The 19,590-nt window shown below is 59.4% G+C and carries 19 protein-coding genes; 10 read left to right on the top strand and 9 right to left on the bottom strand.

The window, feature by feature from the left end:
• The 5 genes from tusC (at position 1) to ACYZT8_RS18460 (ending at position 3,078) form a co-directional block, all read left to right on the top strand.
• Positions 1-363 carry a sulfurtransferase complex subunit TusC gene (gene tusC, locus ACYZT8_RS18440; protein WP_461974854.1) on the top strand — a complete coding sequence of 121 codons (363 nt, stop codon included), beginning with the start codon at positions 1-3 and terminating at the stop codon, positions 361-363.
• Positions 363-656, top strand: a complete 294-nt coding sequence (gene tusB / locus ACYZT8_RS18445; RefSeq protein WP_438658405.1) for a sulfurtransferase complex subunit TusB — start codon at positions 363-365, stop codon at positions 654-656. Before tusC ends, tusB begins: the two co-directional genes overlap by 1 nt.
• Entirely contained in the window at positions 653-988 is a 336-nt protein-coding gene (locus tag ACYZT8_RS18450; RefSeq protein ID WP_461954763.1) for a TusE/DsrC/DsvC family sulfur relay protein, read from the top strand. The genes tusB and ACYZT8_RS18450 overlap by 4 nt, the downstream gene beginning before the upstream one ends.
• Entirely contained in the window at positions 985-1,986 is a 1,002-nt protein-coding gene (locus ACYZT8_RS18455) for a glycosyl transferase family protein (RefSeq protein WP_461974856.1), read from the top strand. Before ACYZT8_RS18450 ends, ACYZT8_RS18455 begins: the two co-directional genes overlap by 4 nt.
• Positions 1,987-2,076: 90 nt before the next feature.
• Positions 2,077-3,078 carry a glutathione S-transferase family protein gene (locus ACYZT8_RS18460; protein WP_461974858.1) on the top strand — a complete coding sequence of 334 codons (1,002 nt, stop codon included), beginning with the start codon at positions 2,077-2,079 and terminating at the stop codon, positions 3,076-3,078.
• A 131-nt stretch (positions 3,079-3,209) separates the two neighbouring features.
• Here the strand turns inward: ACYZT8_RS18460 and cysG are convergent, their stop codons facing one another.
• The 6 genes from cysG to ACYZT8_RS18490 form a co-directional block, all read right to left on the bottom strand.
• On the bottom strand, positions 3,210-4,604 hold the full coding sequence (gene cysG / locus ACYZT8_RS18465) for a siroheme synthase CysG (RefSeq protein ID WP_461974860.1): 1,395 nt from the start codon (positions 4,602-4,604) through the stop codon (positions 3,210-3,212).
• Positions 4,605-5,885 carry a serine--tRNA ligase gene (serS, locus tag ACYZT8_RS18470; protein WP_461974862.1) on the bottom strand — a complete coding sequence of 427 codons (1,281 nt, stop codon included), beginning with the start codon at positions 5,883-5,885 and terminating at the stop codon, positions 4,605-4,607.
• A gap of 15 nt (positions 5,886-5,900) precedes the next feature.
• Positions 5,901-6,275 (bottom strand): fluoride efflux transporter CrcB, encoded by a 375-nt coding sequence (crcB, locus tag ACYZT8_RS18475; RefSeq protein ID WP_461954768.1) that lies wholly within the window; start codon positions 6,273-6,275, stop codon positions 5,901-5,903.
• Entirely contained in the window at positions 6,275-7,597 is a 1,323-nt protein-coding gene (locus tag ACYZT8_RS18480) for a replication-associated recombination protein A (RefSeq protein WP_461974864.1), read from the bottom strand. The genes crcB and ACYZT8_RS18480 overlap by 1 nt, the downstream gene beginning before the upstream one ends.
• A 172-nt stretch (positions 7,598-7,769) precedes the next feature.
• On the bottom strand, positions 7,770-8,393 hold the full coding sequence (lolA, locus tag ACYZT8_RS18485; protein WP_461974866.1) for an outer membrane lipoprotein chaperone LolA: 624 nt from the start codon (positions 8,391-8,393) through the stop codon (positions 7,770-7,772).
• A 67-nt stretch (positions 8,394-8,460) separates the two neighbouring features.
• Complete coding sequence (locus tag ACYZT8_RS18490; protein ID WP_403104285.1) at positions 8,461-10,869, bottom strand: DNA translocase FtsK; 2,409 nt, start codon at positions 10,867-10,869, stop codon at positions 8,461-8,463.
• 307 nt (positions 10,870-11,176) lie between these two features.
• Here ACYZT8_RS18490 and trxB point away from each other — a divergent pair, with 307 nt between their 5' ends.
• From trxB to infA, 4 genes are all read left to right on the top strand, one after another.
• A complete protein-coding gene (trxB, locus tag ACYZT8_RS18495; RefSeq protein WP_461974868.1) occupies positions 11,177-12,136 on the top strand; it encodes a thioredoxin-disulfide reductase in 960 nt (319 codons plus the stop codon).
• A gap of 64 nt (positions 12,137-12,200) precedes the next feature.
• Entirely contained in the window at positions 12,201-12,881 is a 681-nt protein-coding gene (gene aat, locus ACYZT8_RS18500) for a leucyl/phenylalanyl-tRNA--protein transferase (RefSeq protein ID WP_461974870.1), read from the top strand.
• Positions 12,882-12,937: 56 nt separating this feature from the next.
• Positions 12,938-13,645, top strand: coding sequence for an arginyltransferase (locus ACYZT8_RS18505; protein ID WP_461974872.1), 708 nt, complete (start codon positions 12,938-12,940; stop codon positions 13,643-13,645).
• Between the two features lie 100 nt (positions 13,646-13,745).
• On the top strand, positions 13,746-13,964 hold the full coding sequence (gene infA, locus ACYZT8_RS18510) for a translation initiation factor IF-1 (RefSeq protein ID WP_002553999.1): 219 nt from the start codon (positions 13,746-13,748) through the stop codon (positions 13,962-13,964).
• A gap of 912 nt (positions 13,965-14,876) precedes the next feature.
• On the opposite strand, the gene clpA is transcribed toward infA, so the two are convergent.
• A complete protein-coding gene (gene clpA, locus ACYZT8_RS18515; RefSeq protein WP_007946437.1) occupies positions 14,877-17,147 on the bottom strand; it encodes an ATP-dependent Clp protease ATP-binding subunit ClpA in 2,271 nt (756 codons plus the stop codon).
• Positions 17,148-17,177: 30 nt separating this feature from the next.
• On the bottom strand, positions 17,178-17,561 hold the full coding sequence (gene clpS / locus ACYZT8_RS18520) for an ATP-dependent Clp protease adapter ClpS (RefSeq protein WP_461974874.1): 384 nt from the start codon (positions 17,559-17,561) through the stop codon (positions 17,178-17,180).
• 224 nt (positions 17,562-17,785) lie between these two features.
• Here clpS and ACYZT8_RS18525 point away from each other — a divergent pair, with 224 nt between their 5' ends.
• Positions 17,786-18,067, top strand: a complete 282-nt coding sequence (locus ACYZT8_RS18525; protein WP_461974876.1) for a cold shock domain-containing protein — start codon at positions 17,786-17,788, stop codon at positions 18,065-18,067.
• Positions 18,068-18,146: 79 nt separating this feature from the next.
• On the opposite strand, the gene icd is transcribed toward ACYZT8_RS18525, so the two are convergent.
• Positions 18,147-19,403: an NADP-dependent isocitrate dehydrogenase gene (gene icd / locus ACYZT8_RS18530; protein WP_461954776.1), complete on the bottom strand. Its 1,257-nt coding sequence runs from the start codon at positions 19,401-19,403 to the stop codon at positions 18,147-18,149.
• Positions 19,404-19,590 lie beyond the last annotated feature (187 nt).

Here is a 19,590-nt window from a genome sequence, read left to right on the forward strand (position 1 = left end):
ATGGCTAAATCCTTGTTGATCATCAGCCGTCAGGCCCCGTGGTCCGGGCCGAACGCGCGGGAAGCGCTGGACATCGTGCTGGCCGGCGGCGCGTTTGACCTGCCGATCGGCTTGCTGTTTCTCGATGACGGGGTGTTCCAGCTTGCCGCGAAACAGAACGCCAAGGCCCTGCAACAGAAAGACCTGAGCGCCAACCTGCAAGCGTTGCCGATGTTCGGTGTTGAAGACCTGTTCGTCTGTGGTGACAGCGCCGCCGAACGGGGTCTGGACCTCAACGGTCGGTCGCTTGAAGAAGCCCAGGTGCTGGCCGCCCAGGAAATCACTGCACTTATTGACCGTTACGACCAGGTGATCACCCTCTGATGTCGACTTTGCATGTGTTGTCTCATTCCCCGTTCGGCGATGACCGCCTGACCAGTTGCCTGCGTGTAATCGGCGCCAACGACGCGCTGTTGCTGACCGGCGACGCGGTGTATGCGTTGCAGCCAGGCACTGTGCCGTTCAACGCGCTGAATGCTCGCCCGTTGAAACTGTTCGTTCTGGCCGAAGACGCCCAGGCTCGTGCGCTGGAGATTCCCGACGCAGCCGAGTCCATCGATTACCCGGCCTTCGTCGAGCTGTCGATCCACTACGACAAGGTCAACAGTTGGCTATGAATTCCCTGACCGTCGGCGCACGCGCCATCGAGTTGGACAAGGACGGATTCCTGGTCGAACTCAGCGACTGGTCCAATGAAGTGGCCACCGCCCTCGCCGCTGCAGAAGACATCGAGTTAAGCCCGGAGCACTGGGAAGTCCTCGAATTGCTGCGCAGTTTCTACAGCGAATTCCAGCTGTCCCCGGCCACTCGCCCGCTGATCAAGTACACCGCGCTGAAGCTCGGCCCGGAAAAAGGCAACAGCCTGCACCTGAACCGACTGTTCAAAGGCACCCCTGCCAAACTCGCCGCGAAACTGGCGGGCCTGCCCAAACCGACGAATTGCTTATGACCGACTATCCAGCGCTGACCCTCGAAACGCCCGCCGAACACCCGTTCGCCCAGTTCGTACGGATCCTCGGCAAAGGCAAGCGTGGCGCCCGCGACCTGACTCGCGTCGAAGCGCGGGAAGCCATGGGCATGGTGCTCGATGACCAGGTCGAGGACACCCAGCTCGGCGCGTTCTTGATGCTGTTGCGGCACAAGGAAGAAAGCGCCGAGGAAATGGCCGGGTTCACCGAAGCCCTGCGTGAACGGCTGAACCCGCCAGCGCTAGCGGTGGATCTGGACTGGCCGACGTATGCCGGCAAAAAGCGTCATCTGCCGTGGTACCTGCTGGCGGCCAAATGCCTGGCGCAGAACGGTGTGCGCATTTTCATGCACGGCGCGGGCGCCCACACGGCCGGCCGGCTGTACAGCGAGCAACTGCTGGACGCGTTGAACATCCCGCTGTGCCGCGACTGGCAACAGGTCGGCACGGCACTGGATAACGGTGGCCTGGCGTTCATGCCGCTGGTGGATTGGGCGCCGCAACTTCAGCGCATGATCGACCTGCGCAATACCTTGGGCCTGCGGTCGCCGATCCATTCGCTGACGCGGATTCTCAATCCGTTGGGCGCTCGCTGCGGCCTGCAAAGCATTTTCCACCCCGGTTACCAGGCGGTGCATCGCGATGCCAGCGGCTTGCTAGGCGACACCGCGATTGTGATCAAGGGCGATGGTGGCGAAATCGAGATCAACCCGGACGCCGACAGCCACTTGTACGGCACCACGGGCGGCGAAAGCTGGGACGAGGAATGGCCGCAGTTGTCGAGCCAGCGCCACGTCAAACCGGCCTCGCTGGAGACTGAGCATTTGAAAGCCGTCTGGCGCGGTGATGTGGTCGACAGCTACCCGCAAATGGCGATGATCTCGACCATGGCCCTCGCGTTGCGTGGCCTCGGACAGACTCGCGAACACGCCTTTGAAACCGCCCAGCAGTATTGGGACGCTCGGAACAGATCGATTTAACCGATCATAACCCTGCAATCTTTGCGCTATTTTATCGAACCTATGCGAATAGACTCCTCTCCAACGCTTATCGGTTTAGGAGTCTTGAACATGGGTTTGTTAGTTGAAGGTCGCTGGCAGGACCAGTGGTACGAAAGCAGCAAGGACGGCGCATTCCAGCGTGAACAGGCGCAACGTCGCAACTGGCTGACCGCCAACGGCAAGCCCGGCCCGACGGGTGTCGGTGGTTTTGCAGCCGAGGCCGGCCGCTATCATCTCTACGTGTCCCTCGCCTGTCCGTGGGCGCATCGCACGCTGATCCTGCGCAAACTCAAAGGCCTCGACAACCTGATCGACGTCTCGGTGGTCAGTTGGCTGATGCTGGAAAACGGCTGGACCTTCGACCAGAACCTGGGCTCGACCGGCGACAAACTCGATCACTTCGACTTCATGCACCAGCGCTACACCGCTGACACCGCCGACTACACCGGCCGCGTCACCGTGCCGGTGCTCTGGGACAAACAGCAGAATCGCATCGTCAACAATGAATCGGCGGAGATCATCCGCATGTTCAATGGCGCTTTCGATGACCTGACCGGCAATGACCTGGATTTCTATCCGGCACCCCTGCGCGGCGAGATCGATGCGTTGAATGAGCAGATTTATCCGGCGGTGAACAACGGCGTTTATCGCGCCGGGTTCGCGACTTCGCAGACGGCTTATGAAGAGGCATTTGATGATGTGTTTGCCGAGCTGGATCGGCTGGAGTCTTTACTCGGCGCCAATCGTTACCTGGTCGGTGAGTACCTGACTGAAGCTGATATCCGCCTGTTCACCACGCTGATTCGCTTTGATGCGGTGTACCACGGTCACTTCAAGTGCAACCTGCGCCGGATCGCCGATTATCCGAATCTGTCGAACTGGCTGCGGGAGATTTACCAGTGGCCGGGGATTGCCGAGACGGTGGATTTTCAGCACATCAAGAATCACTACTACGGCAGCCACAAGACCATCAACCCGACCGGGGTGGTGCCGAAAGGGCCGGCGCAGGATTTCACGGCACCGCATGATCGGGCGCGGTTGAACGGGAAAGGGGTTTGGCGTAAAGCCTGACAGACGATCGTTCCCACGCTCTGCGTGGGAATGCCGCCATGGACGCTCCGCGTCCGCTTCCGACACTGTGACGCAGAGCGTCACGGGATGCATTCCCACGCGGAGCGTGGGAACGATCAGTTCCGGGGTATTCAGACCTGCGCCTGAGCGCCCTCGAACCACGCCAGTTTCTCGCGCAATTGCACCACTTCCCCAACGATCACCAGCGTCGGCGCATGCACTTCATGCTCCGCCACCAGCCGTGGCAAATCGGCCAGCGTGCCGGTAAACACCCGCTGATTGACCGTGGTGCCCTGCTGAATCAACGCCGCCGGGGTGTCCGCCCCGCGACCATGCTTGATCAACTGCTCGCAGATGATCGGCAAGCCCACCAGCCCCATGTAAAACACCAGGGTTTGCGCCGGCGCGACCAGGTCGGCCCACGGTAAATCGGTGGAGCCGTCCTTCAAGTGCCCGGTGACAAATCGCACCGACTGCGCGTAATCACGATGAGTCAGCGGAATACCGGCGTACGCCGCGCAACCGCTGGCGGCCGTGATACCCGGCACCACCTGGAACGGGATGCCATGAGCCGCCAGCTCTTCGATCTCTTCACCGCCGCGACCGAAAATGAACGGATCACCGCCCTTCAATCGCACAACCCGCTTGCCTTGCTTGGCCAAATCCACCAATTGCTGGTTGATCTGATCCTGCGGCACGGCGTGATCGGCGCGACGCTTGCCGACGTAAATCCGCTCGGCATCGCGACGGCACAAATCGAGAATCGCCGGGGCGACCAAACGGTCATACAGCACCACATCGGCTTGCTGCATCAGACGCAAGGCACGAAAGGTCAACAGGTCGGGATCACCCGGGCCGGCGCCCACCAAATAGACTTCGCCCGTTGCAGTCGGTGCTTCACCGGCAATTTTCGCCAGCATCAAGCGTTCGGCTTCAGCGCCCTGCCCGGCCAGTTGCCGGTCGGCAATCGGCCCCTGGAATACATCTTCCCAGAACGCCCGACGCTGCTGCACATCCGGGAACAGGCCTTTGACCTGACTGCGAAAACGCGCCGCCAGGCCGGCCAGTTGACCGTAGGTGGAAGGAATCCAGGTTTCCAGCTTGGCGCGGATCAACCGCGCCAGTACCGGCGCATCGCCGCCGCTGGACACCGCAATAATCAAGGGAGACCGGTCGACGATCGCCGGGAAGATCACGCTGCACAAGGCTGGCGCATCCACCACGTTGACCGGCACGCAACGCCGATGGGCATCGGCGGAGACTTGCGCGTTCAGCGGTTCGTCGTCGGTGGCGGCAATGATCAGCCCGCAACTGTCCAGGTCCGTTTCCGCGTAGCCCCGTAACAGGCACTCTCCACCGCTGCCGGCAACCAGTTCGCGCAGTTGCGGTTCGATTTCAGGTGCGACCACCCGCAGCAGCGCACCGGCTTCGGCCAGCAGGCGGGATTTGCGCAAGGCAATCTCCCCCCCGCCGACGACCAACACACGACTGCCGCGAAGGTTATGAAACAGCGGCAGATAGTCCATTTAGCCGATGACCTCGAGGCCACCCATGTACGGTTTCAGCACTTCAGGCACACGGATCGAACCGTCGGCCTGCTGGTAGTTTTCCAGCACCGCCACCAGCGTACGACCGACCGCCAGGCCGGAACCGTTCAGGGTGTGAACCAGTTCAGGCTTGCCGGTTTCCGGGTTGCGGAAACGCGCTTGCATACGACGGGCCTGGAAGTCGCCGCAGTTGGAGCACGACGAGATCTCGCGGTACTTGTCCTGGCTCGGGATCCACACTTCCAGGTCGTACGTCTTGACCGCGCTGAAGCCCATATCGCCAGTGCACAGTGCAATAGTGCGATATGGCAGCTCGAGCAGTTGCAGGACTTTTTCAGCGTTGGCCGTCAGGCCTTCCAGTGCTTCCATCGAGGTCGACGGCTCAACGATCTGGACCATCTCAACCTTGTCGAACTGGTGCTGACGGATCATGCCGCGCGTATCACGACCCGACGCACCGGCTTCGCTGCGGAAGCACGGGGTGTGGGCGACGAACTTGATCGGCAGCAGTTTCGAATCGACGATCTCGCCAGCAACAATGTTGGTCAGCGACACTTCAGCGGTCGGGATCAGGTACAGATCGGCTTCGCCTTCGCGGCTGATCTTGAACAGGTCTTCTTCGAACTTCGGCAGCTGGCCAGTGCCCTGCAATGCTGGCGCTTGAACCAGATAAGGCGTGTAAGCCTCTTCGTAACCGTGTTCGCTGGTGTGCAGGTTGATCATGAACTGCGCCAGGGCGCGGTGCATGCGGGCAATCGGGCCGCGCAACAGGGCGAAACGGGCGCCGGACAGCTTGGCGGCAGTTTCGAAGTCCAGCCAGCCGAACTTCTCGCCCAGGGCCACGTGGTCCTGAACCGGGAAATCGAAAGCGGTCGGGGTGCCCCAGCGGCGCACTTCGACGTTGCCGTCTTCGTCATCACCGATGGGTACGGATTCGTGCGGCAGGTTCGGGATGCCGAGCAGGATCGAATCCAGGTCGGTCTGGATCCCGTCCAGCTCGACTTTACCAGCGTTCAATTCGCCCGCCATGCGCTCGACGTCGGCCATCAACGGCGCGATGTCTTCGCCGCGCTGCTTGGCCTGACCGATGGATTTGGAACGTGCATTACGCTCAGCCTGCAATGCTTCGGTGCGGGTCTGGACGGTCTTGCGCTGTTCTTCCAGCGCTTCGATGCGCGCAACATCCAGCGTGTAGCCACGGGATGCCAGGCGGTCCGCTACGTCCTGAAGGTTGCTACGTAACAGTTTGGAATCGAGCATATCGGTCTCTCGTTATCAAAGTTTGGTCAAGGACAGGCCAGCCCAGGTAGCGAGCAGCCCGCCGAATACGCTGATGGCAGCATAGCCCAGGGCTAGCGGCATTTGCCCGGTTTCGAGCAGGCGCACCGTATCCAGTGAAAAGGATGAAAAAGTCGTCAGCCCCCCGAGGAAGCCAACCATCAACCCGGCGCGCACCTCAATCGGAACCTCCGGGCGGATCAAAAACAGACCGTATAGAACGCCGATCAGCAGACAGCCGACGATATTAACGGCCAGCGTCGCGGTATAGAAGTGCCGCGGCCAATTAGCGTTGACCCAATTACCGGTGGCAAAGCGCAACAGTGTCCCGGCGACACCGCCGACGGAGACAGCAATGACCAAAGGAATCACTATTTTCTCCGCTGCCGGGGGCTGAGACGATCAAGTTGTGCGAGGTGATTGAGCTTTTCGCCGATCTTCAGCTCCAGGCCGCGAGGCACCGGTTGATAGAACGGTTGCGGCTCGAGCTCTTCCGGGAAGTAGTCTTCGCCAGCGGCGTAAGCGTCCGGCTCATCGTGGGCGTAACGGTATTCATCGCCGTAACCCAATTGCTTCATCAGCTTGGTCGGTGCGTTGCGCAGGTGCAGCGGCACTTCCAGCGAACCGTGCTCGGTGGCGCTGCGCATGGCGGCTTTGAAACCCATGTACACCGCGTTGCTTTTCGGCGCGCAGGCCAGATAGGTGATGGCCTGGGCCACCGCCAATTCGCCTTCGGGACTGCCGAGGCGCTCCTGCACTTCCCACGCCGCCAGGCACAGGCTCAGGGCGCGCGGGTCGGCGTTGCCGATGTCTTCGCTGGCCATGCGCACCACGCGCCGGGCCAGGTACAGCGGATCGCAACCGCCGTCGATCATCCGTGCGAACCAGTAAAGCGCGCCGTCGGGATTGGAGCCGCGCACCGATTTATGCAGCGCGGAAATCTGGTCGTAGAACGCTTCCCCACCCTTGTCGAAACGCCGACGGGTATCGCCAAGCAGGCTTTGCAGCAGATCGACGCCGATCTCGCTGTTGTCTTCGGCCAGGTCCGAGGCGTTTTCCAACAGGTTGAGCAGACGTCGGCCATCGCCATCCGCAGCGGACAACAGCATCTGGAAGCCTTCATCGCTGAGGGTCAGTTGCCGCTTGCCCAGGCCACGCTCTTCGGTCAGCGCGCGATGTACCAGTTTGCGCAGGGCCGCTTCGTCGAGGCTTTTGAGCACGTAGACGCGGGCCCGGGAGAGCAAGGCATTGTTGAGTTCGAACGAGGGGTTTTCCGTGGTCGCGCCGATGAAAATCAGCGTGCCGTCTTCAACGTAGGGCAGGAATGCATCCTGCTGCGACTTGTTGAAGCGATGCACTTCATCGACGAACAGGATGGTGCGCTTGCCGTATTGGCCGGCCTGCTGCTTGGCGATTTCCACCGCGTGACGGATTTCCTTCACGCCGGCCAGGACTGCCGAGACCGTTTCGAAGTGCGCATCCGAGACTTCCGCCAGCAACCGCGCCAGAGTGGTTTTGCCCACGCCCGGCGGGCCCCAGAAAATCATCGAGTGCAGGGCACCCTGCTCCAGCGCTTCGCGCAAAGGCTTGCCGCGAGCGAGCAGGTGTTCCTGACCGACGTACTCGTCCAGATTGGCTGCACGCAGGCGTGCGGCCAAGGGTTGAGCTATCGGGGCACTGCGAAACAGGTCCATCACGTGCGGTTGAAACCTCGCTTTATTACGCAGTTCTCAAGTCTGGCGAAATCCTGTGGCGAGGGAGCTTGCTCCCGCTGGACTGCGCAGCAGTCCCATTTTTGGGGGCGCTTCGCGCCCCAGCGGGAGCAAGCTCCCTCGCCACACAAGCCCGTTCCCACAGGTTTGCGTTTTACTCTTGGATCACGTCCGCGCCTTTAGGGATGTCGAACTTGAACTTGGACGCCGGGATCGGTTCGTTGGCCTTCACGCCGGTGAACAGGATGTTGGTGCGCTGTCCGACGCTGTCGATCAGTTGCATGTCATTGACCAGGCCATTGCGGAACGACAGGCGCAGGCTGTCGAACAGGGTGTCCTTGGTTTTCGGCTTCAAAGTGAAGTCGATCACGCCGCCGGCCTCCTTGGCGCTGATGGCGAAGCTCTCGCTGATCTTCGACACATCACCGGACAGCAGCAACGCCGGGGTCTGGCTCAGACGCAGGTCGAGGGTCTTGATGGTGGCCTGTTCCAGGTCCGGGTCCCACAGCGTCACTTTCTTGCCGTCGGAAACCACCACTTGCTCGTTCGGCGCGTCGGTGTGCCAGTAAAACAGGCCAGGACGCTGCAGGGACATTTGCCCGGCCGTTTCCTGCAATTGGGTGCCACCGCCATCCAGCGTCAGCTGAGAGAAGCGTGCAGTCAGGGTCTGGGATTTTTCCAGCAGTTGGGTCAGACGTGCCACGTCCTTGTCATCGGCGTGGGCCGAGAGCGTGGTCAAAGCCAGTACCGGCAGCAACAGCATGCGGATAAGACGCATGGGAGTCCTCATAACATTCGTGGGAGTTCGGGCGGCGCATGTCTGCGCAGCCCTTTCAAAAATCAAATCAGTCGCGTACCGGGCCAGGTGCCAGGACTTCACGCGAACCGTTGGTATTCATGGACGTCACGACCCCGGCCATTTCCATGGCTTCGATCATGCGGGCGGCGCGGTTGTAGCCGATTTTCAGCTTGCGCTGAACCGCAGAGATGGACGCGCGGCGGCTTTCCAGAACGAACTGCACCGCTTCGTCATAGAGCGCATCGGATTCGCTGTCTTCGTCGCCACCGCCACTGCCGCCGTCGAAACCGCTACCGGCTTCTTCGACACCGGCCAGGATCTCGTCGTTGTATTCCGGTGCACCGCGCAGTTTCCAGGCTTCAACCACCCGGTGAACCTCGTCATCGGACACGAACGCACCATGGACACGGATCGGCAGGCTGGTGCCCGGCGGCATGTAAAGCATGTCACCGTGACCCAGCAGTTGTTCGGCGCCGCCCTGGTCGATGATCGTCCGGGAGTCGATCTTGCTCGACACCTGGAACGCCATACGCGTCGGGATGTTGGCCTTGATCAGACCGGTGATCACGTCAACCGACGGACGCTGGGTCGCGAGGATCAAGTGGATACCGGCCGCACGGGCCTTCTGGGCGATACGGGCAATCAGTTCTTCAACCTTTTTGCCGACGATCATCATCATGTCGGCGAATTCGTCGACGACCACGACGATGGTCGGCAGCTTGGTCAGCAGCGGCGCTTCGTCGTGAATGCTTTCGCGCTTGTACAAAGGGTCGGTCAGCGGCGTACCGGCGTCCTGGGCTTCCTTGACCTTGGCGTTGAAGCCCGACAGGTTTCGTACGCCCATCTTCGCCATCAGTTTGTAGCGACGCTCCATCTCCGCCACGCTCCAGCGCAGGGCGTTGGCCGCGTCCTTCATGTCGGTCACGACCGGGCACAGCAGGTGCGGAATGCCTTCGTAGATCGACAGTTCAAGCATTTTCGGGTCGATCATGATCAGCTTGGCGTCTTCCGGGCCGGACTTGAACAGGATAGACAGGATCATCGCGTTCACGCCCACCGACTTACCGGAACCGGTCGTACCGGCCACCAGCAAGTGCGGCATTTTCGCCAGGTCGGTGATGACCGGCTTGCCGCCGATGTCGTGGCCCAAGGCCAGGGTGACCGGCGACTTGAAGTTGTCGTACTCAGGCGTCGACAGCACTTCGGAGAACCGCACGATCTGGCGGTCCTCGTTGGGAATCTCGATACCGACGGTGGTCTTGCCCGGAATCACTTCCACCACACGAACGCTGGTCACGGCCAGGGAACGCGCCAGGTCTTTCGCCAGATTGGAGATGCGACTGACTTTGACGCCGGCGGCTGGCTGGATTTCGTAACGGGTAATGACCGGGCCCGGGTGGATCGAATCCACCGAGACTTCGACGCCGAATTCCTTGAGCTTGATTTCCAGCAAGTGGCCAACGGCGGCCAGCGACTCTGGGGAATAGTTGAGTTGTTTCTTCTCGGCAGGGTCGAGAATCGAGATCGGCGGCAAGGTGCCTTCCACGGCGCTGTCGACGAACAACGGCGCCTGTTTCTCTTTCTCCACGCGCTTGCTCGGCGCTGCCGGCTTGGGCGGTGCTGGCGCGATGACGGGCGGCACCTGCTTCTCGCGGTCCGACATGTGCTTGCTCAGGGCCTGTTCACGCTCGATCAGGCGTTCCTTGACCTTGGCTTGCTCGCGCTTGTCCGTCACCGTCGGGGCGACCACGTCATGCACGCGATCGTCGACCTCACGCAATTGCGCAACCAACTGTTTGCGCTCGACACGGGCGGCCCACCAGCGATTGGCCGCGCCCTGGAACAGTTCGAACAGGTCGAGGGTGATCTTGCCGGTGACGTCCATCACCTTGAACCACGACAGGTCGGTGAACACCGTCAGGCCGAACAGGAACAGCGCAATAAACAACAGTGTGCTGCCCTGAATGTTCAGCGCGTTCCTGGCCAGGTCGCCAAGGCTTTCGCCCAACGCGCCGCCAGCACCGGCCGGCAGACCGGTCGCTGCATGGAAATGGATATGCGCCAGGGCCGCGCCCGACAGCACCAGAAACACCAGGCCGATCAGGCGCCAGGAGAACAGCCAGCCGCTCCACTGCCACTGCTCGTGGCGCTGACGGAAGATCTGATACGCCTTGATCGCCAGCAACAACGGGAAGATGTAGGCGAAGTAACCCAGCACCATGAACAGGATGTCGGCGCTGTAGGAGCCGACCGGCCCGCCGAAGTTCTGCACGTCGTCGATCTTGCTGTTATGGCTCCAGCCCGGATCGTCCTTGCCATAGGTCAACAAGGCCATCATCAGGAACAGGCACAGGCCGCCGATGGCGATCAATGCACCTTCCTTGAGCCGGTAGTGCAAGTGCTGGCGCCAGAGTGGAACGACGACTGTTTTGGGTGCTGCGGTGGATTTCTTCAAAACGCTTCTTTTCCTGCGCCCAAGGCGCGTCCATCTGTTGAATGACTATAAAAAACTGCCCAATCCAGGCAGGTAAAAAAGTTAACACGCGCAACTGGGACTACTTTTAACACTGCACCCCGGTTTTTATAAACACGGTAAGCACAGCTAATTTTGTTACAACCACTGTTACAGACGGCATTGTACGGGTTTGTTCGCCCGATGCCATGTTTGAAGCCCTTCGGTGTAGCATAGCCAAACGCACATTACGCGCGGTTCAATTTGAGCATGCATTCTCTTTTGTGACAAAGGCTTATGAGGTGTTTTTATGAGCGAACCGAAGCATTCCCGCCTGATCATTCTGGGTTCCGGCCCTGCCGGATACAGCGCAGCCGTTTATGCCGCACGCGCCAACCTCAAACCCGTTGTCATCACCGGCATACAGGCAGGTGGCCAGCTGACCACCACCGTCGAAGTCGATAACTGGCCCGGCGACGTCGAGGGCCTCACCGGCCCGGTGCTGATGGAACGCATGCAAAAACACGCCGAGCGCTTTGCTACAGAGATTGTTTACGACCATATCCACACCGCCAAGTTGCAACAGCGCCCGTTCGAGTTGATCGGCGATGGCGACACTTACACCTGCGACGCGCTGATTATCGCCACCGGTGCTTCCGCGCAGTACCTGGGACTGCCTTCGGAAGAAGCGTTTGCCGGCCGAGGGGTTTCGGCCTGCGCCACGTGTGACGGATTCTTTTATCGCAATCAAGTGGTCGCCGTCGTCGGCGGCGGCAACACCGCGGTTGAAGAAGCTCTGTACCTGTCGAACATCGCCAAGGAAGTCCACCTGATTCACCGGCGCGACAAGTTGCGTTCGGAGAAGATTCTTCAGGACAAACTCTTCGAAAAAGCCGCCAACGGCAATATCCGCCTGCACTGGAATCAGAATCTCGATGAAGTACTGGGTGATGCCAGCGGCGTGACCGGCGCCCGCCTGCGCGACAGCAACACCGGCGAAACCCGTGAATTGGAGCTGGCCGGCGTGTTCATCGCCATCGGCCACAAGCCCAATACCGACCTGTTCGAGGGCCAGCTGAAAATGCGTGACGGCTATCTGCTGATCAGGGGCGGCAGCGAAGGCGATGCCACGGCCACCGAGATCCCGGGCGTGTTCGCCGCCGGCGACGTGGCCGATCATGTTTACCGACAGGCCGTGACCTCCGCCGGGGCTGGCTGCATGGCCGCGCTGGACGCCGAGAAATACCTCGACGACATTCCCACCGTTTGACGGCACACTTTACGGCGGGCCCACCAGCCCGCCACCGCCCTCCCCTTCTGCAAGCCCGGATGCCATGCTGACTTGGTTACAACGCAACACCCTGACCTTCCCGCCGCTGGAAAAAGCCATGCGCGACCCCAACGGACTGTTGGCCGCGGGCGGCGATCTGTCTGCCGATCGTCTGATTCAGGCGTATCGCCACGGCTGCTTTCCATGGTTCTCGGAGGGCCAACCGATCCTTTGGTGGTCGCCGGATCCACGCACCGTCCTGTTTCCCGACGAACTGCATGTCTCTCGCAGCCTGAGTAAATTGTTGCGCCAACAACGCTATCAAGTGACCTTCGATCAGGATTTTGCTTCGGTGATCAGCGCCTGCGCCGCCCCCCGCGAGTATGCCGACGGGACCTGGATCACCGATGCGATGCAGACCGCTTATCTCGAACTGCACAAGCGTGGCTACGCGCATTCCGTCGAGGTCTGGGACGATGGCGTGCTGGTGGGCGGGCTGTACGGCCTGGCGATGGGTCAGCTGTTTTTCGGCGAGTCGATGTTCAGCCGCGCCGACAACGCTTCGAAATATGGCTTTGCCACCCTGGTGCGACATCTGAAAGACTCGGGTTTTGTGCTGATCGACTGCCAGATGCCAACCGACCATCTGCACAGCCTCGGCGCCCGAGCGATTCCTCGCCGCGACTTCGCCAATTTTCTCGCGCAGCACCTGGATCAACCCAGCCGCGCAACCTGGGTTTGCTGAGCGACTTTTGCGCGCGTGGCTTACACTTAATTCAAAGCTTATCCCGAGGGTTGATCATGACCGAGTTGGCGCGTTTGAAGTTTTATGCCACTCAGCCCCACTCTTGCAGCTATCTGCCCGAGGAGCAGGCCACGACGCTGTTCCTCGACCCTAGTCAGCCCATGGATGTGCATGTCTACGCAGACCTGTCTGAAATGGGTTTTCGTCGCAGCGGCGATCATCTCTACCGACCGCATTGCCAGAATTGCAATGCATGCGTCCCGGCACGCATCCCCGTGGCGCAATTTACCCCCAACCGTCAGCAGAAGCGCATCTTCAAGCGCAACGCCGACCTGCAAGTGCGCCCGGCCAGACCGCAATTCAGCGAAGAGTATTTCGATCTCTATCAGCGCTACATCGAACAGCGTCACGCCGATGGCGACATGTACCCGCCGAGCCGCGACCAGTTTTCGACGTTCCTGGTGCGTGACCTGCCGTTCTCGCGTTTTTACGAATTTCGTCTCGAAGGCCGGCTGCTGGCGATCGCCGTGACCGATTTGCTGCCGAACGGTCTGTCGGCGGTTTACACCTTCTACGAACCCGATGAAGAACGGCGCAGCCTGGGTCGCTACGCGATCCTCTGGCAAATCGGCGAAGCCCGGCGCCTTGGGCTGGAAGCGGTCTACCTCGGCTATTGGATCAAAAACTGCAAAAAGATGAGCTACAAGACGCAATATCGCCCTATCGAACTGCTGATTAATCAGCGCTGGGTCATCCTGAACTAGAACCCCTTGGCTTAAACCCCATTTTTCGGGCACAATGCACGCCGCTTTTGCCTGGCGCAGTTGCACCGGGCCATTCATTGGACACCGAGGGCTTTACTGCATGTCGAAAGAAGACAGCTTCGAAATGGAAGGCACTGTCGTCGACACCCTGCCCAACACCATGTTTCGTGTGGAGTTGGAAAATGGGCACGTCGTAACCGCGCATATCTCCGGCAAGATGCGCAAGAACTACATTCGTATTCTTACCGGTGACAAAGTGCGCGTCGAGCTGACGCCCTATGACTTGAGCAAAGGGCGCATCACTTACCGCGCTCGCTAATCAAGTCAATACAAGACGCCCGGCTTATGCCGGGCGTTTTTGTTTGTGCGGTCTGGTGGTTTTTTTGGTTCTTGGGCTTTGGGCTTTGGGTGTATATCCGTTGCTGCGGTAACGGCTGAATATGGTTTCGCTCTTACAGCGAGTCCCTTTTTCAAACGCCAAAAAGGAACCAAAAGGCTTTGCCCCGGCGTACGGCACTTCGCTAAAGCTCAGTGTTCCCTCGCTTCGGTATCCATCAGGGGACATCGCCTACGGTCTGCTTCGCGACGACCTCCTCTCGATGTGTTCGGCTTCGCCGAACGGCGCTACGCGCCTAATCCCCTGATGAACACCTACGCTCGGCCTGCCGAAGGGGCAAAAGGTCAAAAGCAGGATCAACGTCAAAAGCCACAGCCACAGCCACAGCCACAGCCACAGCCACAGCCGAAGCCGAAGCCAAAGCCGAAGCAAAAAATCAAAAAATCGCAGCCTCGTTTCACTCGACAACCCCCTACAAGGGATGCGGTTGAGCGTATGTACGCGCGCTTTTCACCACTCATCAGGCCGAGCGTTAGCTCGCCTTCAGCTCTTGATCTTGATCTGCCCGCCCCTTTCGGGAGGCTGAGTGGAGGTGTTCATCCGGGGAGTGGCGCGCAGCGCCGTTCGACGCAGTCGAACACGCTGCATGTAGGTGCAGCGAAGCCAACCGGAGGGCAGTGTCCCCGGATGGATACCGGAGCGAAGGTACGCCGAGCCCAGGCGAGGGGCCGGACGCTTGGGGCGAGCGTTTTTTTGCTTACTTTTTTTAGGCGCTTGTAAAAAAAGTGAGTCGCCGTAAGGGCGAAACCCTAAGTAGCCGTTACCGCAGAAATGGATATACACCCAAACTAAAAAAGGCGCCTTTCGGCGCCTTTTGCTTTGTCGCGGTTAACGTCAGGCCATTTCGGCCGTGGTTTCGAACTCGAAGGTCAGCTCGCCGTCCTTGAGGTCGATGTGCACCACGCCACCATGGTCGGCCAGTTCGCCGAACAGGATCTCTTCCGCCAGCGGACGCTTGATCTTGTCCTGGATCAAACGCGCCATCGGCCGAGCGCCCATCGCCGAGTCGTAACCACCCGCCGCCAGCCAGCTGCGCGCAGCGTCGGTCACTTCCAGCTGCACGCGCTTGTCTTCCAACTGCGCCTGAAGCTCGGTAAGGAACTTGTCCACCACACTTTTGATGACCTCATGACTGAGGCGACCAAACTGGATAATGGTGTCCAGACGGTTGCGGAACTCCGGCGTGAAGCTCTTCTTGATCACTTCCATCGCATCGGACGAGTGGTCCTGATGGGTGAAACCGATCGAAGCACGTGCTGCGGTTTCGGCACCGGCGTTGGTCGTCATGATGACGATCACGTTACGGAAGTCCGCCTTGCGCCCGTTGTTATCGGTGAGCGTACCGTGGTCCATGACCTGCAGCAGCAGGTTGAAGACTTCCGGATGCGCCTTCTCGATCTCATCGAGCAACAGCACGCAGTGAGGCTGCTTGGTGATGGCTTCGGTCAGCAGACCGCCCTGATCGAACCCGACATAGCCAGGAGGTGCACCGATCAGACGCGATACAGTGTGGCGCTCCATGTACTCGGACATGTCGAAACGAACCAGCTCGATGCCCAACGCCTTGGCCAGCTGACGCGCCGCTTCGGTTTTACCGACACCGGTCGGCCCTGCGAACAGGAACGAACCGACAGGCTTGTCAGGCGACTTGAGGCCGGCACGGGACAGTTTGATCGCGGTCGACAGAGAGTCGATGGCGGCATCCTGGCCAAATACGGTCAGCTTCAGGTCACGCTCAAGGTTACGCAGCAGCTCTTTGTCGGAGCTGGTGACATGTTTAGGCGGAATCCGCGCGATTTTCGCAACGATGTCCTCGACCTGAGGCACTTCGATGCGTTTCACCCGTTTCTCGATCGGTTGCAAACGCTGGTAGGCACCCGCCTCGTCGATGACGTCGATGGCTTTGTCCGGCATGTGCCGGTCATTGATGTAGCGTGAAGCCAGTTCGGCGGCCGCACGCAACGCTTCATCGCTGTATTCGATGTTGTGGTGCGCTTCGAACCGACCTTTGAGGCCGCGCAGGATGCCGATGGTGTCTTCCACCGAAGGCTCCGACACATCGACCTTCTGGAAGCGCCGGGCCAAGGCACGGTCCTTCTCGAAGATCCCACGGAATTCCTGGAACGTGGTCGATCCGATGCAACGGATATCGCCCGACGACAGCAGCGGTTTGAGCAGGTTCGAGGCATCCATGACGCCACCGGACGCGGCACCCGCACCGATAATGGTGTGGATTTCGTCGATGAACAGGATCGCCTGCGGACGTTTTTTCAGCTCATTGAGCAGCGCCTTGAAGCGCTTCTCGAAATCGCCACGGTACTTGGTCCCGGCCAGCAAGGCGCCCAGATCGAGGGAATACACCACGCTGTTGGCCAGAAGGTCCGGCACCTGGTTGTCGACAATACGTTTGGCCAGGCCTTCGGCAATCGCGGTTTTACCCACGCCCGCCTCGCCCACCAGCAGCGGATTGTTTTTGCGACGACGCGCCAGGATCTGCGCGACACGCTCGACTTCCAGCTCACGGCCTACCAATGGATCGATACGACCCTGGCGCGCGAGTTCGTTGAGGTTGCTGGCATAAGCATCCAGAGGATTGCCTGAAGAAGAAGACTCACCGCCCTCGTCGTCCTGCATATCTTGCTCACCTTCAGAGTGATCGCCATGCCCCGGCACTTTGGAAATGCCATGGGCGATGTAGTTGACGACATCAATGCGCGCAACGCTCTGCTGTTTCAGCAGGAACACTGCCTGACTCTCTTGCTCACTGAAGATGGCGACCAGCACGTTGGCGCCAGTCACTTCGCGTTTGCCCGAGCTCTGTACGTGGAACACAGCACGTTGCAGTACACGCTGGAAGCCCAGGGTTGGCTGGGTTTCGCGATCCTCATCATGAACGGGGATCAATGGCGTGGTGGAGTCGATGAACTCCTGCAAATCATGCTTGAGTTTGTCGAGGTTTGCGCCGCAGGCACGCAAAACGGTGGCGGCAGCCTCATTATCCAATAGGGCCAGCAGGAGGTGTTCGACGGTCATGAATTCATGACGCTTCGAACGAGCCTCCTTGAAGGCAAGATTGAGGGTGACTTCGAGCTCGCGGTTTAACATAGCTTCACCTCATACCCAAGTGGTCGGCGATTAACCGTCCTTCTCGATTTCACAGAGTAGCGGATGCTGGCTTTCCCTGGCGTACTGGTTGACCTGCATGGCCTTAGTCTCGGCGATGTCGCGGGTAAACACTCCACATACTGCCCGTCCTTCTGTATGGACGGCCAACATGACCTTGGTCGCCAGCTCCCGATTCAGGTTAAAAAACACCTCGAGCACTTCGACGACGAAATCCATCGGTGTGTAGTCATCATTGAACAAAACCACCTTGTACATCGGTGGCGCCTGTAATGCAGGCTTCGCCTCCTGAACAGCAATGCCTGCGGAATCGTCGTCTTGAGTCCCCGGGTGATCTTTCTGGAGAACCGGGCGATCCTGATTGAATGTTAGTCGAATCTGGCTGATTGCATGCATGGAAAGAAAGGTTCGTCAGTTGTGCAAATACAGTGGTGGGGGCGGCTAGGGACGATTTCAACTCCGACCGCCCGGTCACCTTGACTATCGGGAAAACGGTGTTACAACCAATAGAGCCCACAGTGGGTAAAAAAGGTCCGCGGAGTCAATCTTATTTAAGGATCTGACTGCGGATGTACTGGATGATACTCCAGTGATGGAGTCTGTTGCAGAGGGATATGGGTATGTCAGTCGGTAAGGTGAAATGGTTCAACAATGCCAAAGGATTCGGTTTCATTAACACCGACGCCAGAGAAGGTCGCGACGAAGACGGTCATCTTATTGATTTCTTTGCCCACTATTCAGCCATCGAGATGGACGGATACAAGACCCTCAAGGCCGGGCAAATCGTAAGCTTCGAAATCGTTCAGGGCCCCAAAGGGCTGCACGCAGTGAAGATCGGCTTTGCCCCTTCCGCCAGCGAACAGACTGCGCCTGTTACCAAACAGGAAACAGTGTCGAACTGACGCAACCGATCATCCAGTCATAAAAAAACCGCCCGACTCAATCACTGAATCGGGCGGTTTTTGTCGTGCGTGAACTCGCTTACATGTGCGAGATGAGCGCATCACCGAACGCAGAAGACGACAGCAGTTTCGCGCCTTCCATCAAACGGTGGAAGTCATAGGTCACGGTCTTGGCCGAAATCGCGCCGTTGGTGCCCTTGATGATCAGATCCGCCGCTTCGGTCCAGCCCATGTGGCGCAGCATCATTTCAGCGGACAGGATCAGCGAACCCGGGTTGACCTGGTCCTTGCCGGCGTACTTCGGCGCGGTACCGTGGGTCGCTTCAAACATGGCAATGGTGTCGGACAGGTTGGCACCTGGCGCGATACCGATACCGCCCACTTCCGCCGCCAGGGCGTCAGAGAGATAGTCGCCGTTCAGGTTCAGGGTCGCGATCACATCGTATTCGGCCGGGCGCAGCAGGATCTGCTGGAGCATGGCGTCGGCGATGGCGTCTTTGACGATGACGTTCTTGCCGGTTTTCGGGTTCTTGAACTGCATCCACGGACCACCGTCGAGCAGGGTCGCGCCGAATTCTTCAGCGGCCACTTCGTAGGCCCATTCCTTGAAGGCACCTTCGGTGAACTTCATGATGTTGCCTTTGTGCACGATGGTCAGCGAGTCGCGGTCGTTGTCGACCACGTACTGCAACGCCTTGCGCGCCAAACGCTTGGTGCCTTGCAACGAAACCGGCTTGACGCCGATACCGCAGTTCTCGTCGAAACGGATCTTGGTAACGCCCATTTCTTCTTTGAGGAACTTGATGACCTTGGTCGCTTCCGGCGAACCGGCTTTCCATTCGATACCGGCGTAGATGTCTTCCGAGTTCTCACGGAAGATCGTCATGTCGACGTCGCCTGGTTTCTTGACCGGGCTAGGCACGCCTTCGAACCAGCGCACAGGGCGCAGGCACACATAAAGGTCGAGTTGCTGACGCAGGGCCACGTTCAGGGAACGAATGCCGCCACCGACCGGGGTGGTCAGAGGGCCCTTGATGGAAACCACGTAATCCTTGACCGCGTCCAGGGTTTCCTGGGGCAGCCAGGTGTCCTGATCGTAAACCTGAGTCGCTTTCTCCCCGGCGTAGACTTCCATCCAGGAAATTTTGCGCTCGCCGCCGTAAGCCTTCTTAACAGCAGCATCGACAACCTTGATCATGACCGGGCTGATATCAACGCCAATACCATCACCTTCGATGAAGGGGATGATCGGGTTGTTAGGAACATTGAGAGAATGGTCCGCGTTGACGGTGATTTTGTCGCCGACTGCTGGAACCTGAATCTTCTTGTATCCCATGCTGAACTCCATTGTTTGGATTGAACATCTGGCTTCGTTCGAGCGTACCCCAGTTAAATCGGCACGCAAACCCTATGTTCCATCCATATGCCGCAAAGCTGCACAGTTCGCGACGTACAAGCCTGAAAGCAAAGGGAAAAGCGCCAAACTCAAGCACGGTGCAAGACTCTACGCCCCACTCGCCCCT

The sequence above is a fragment of the Pseudomonas sp. LB3P93 genome, assembly GCF_054898025.1.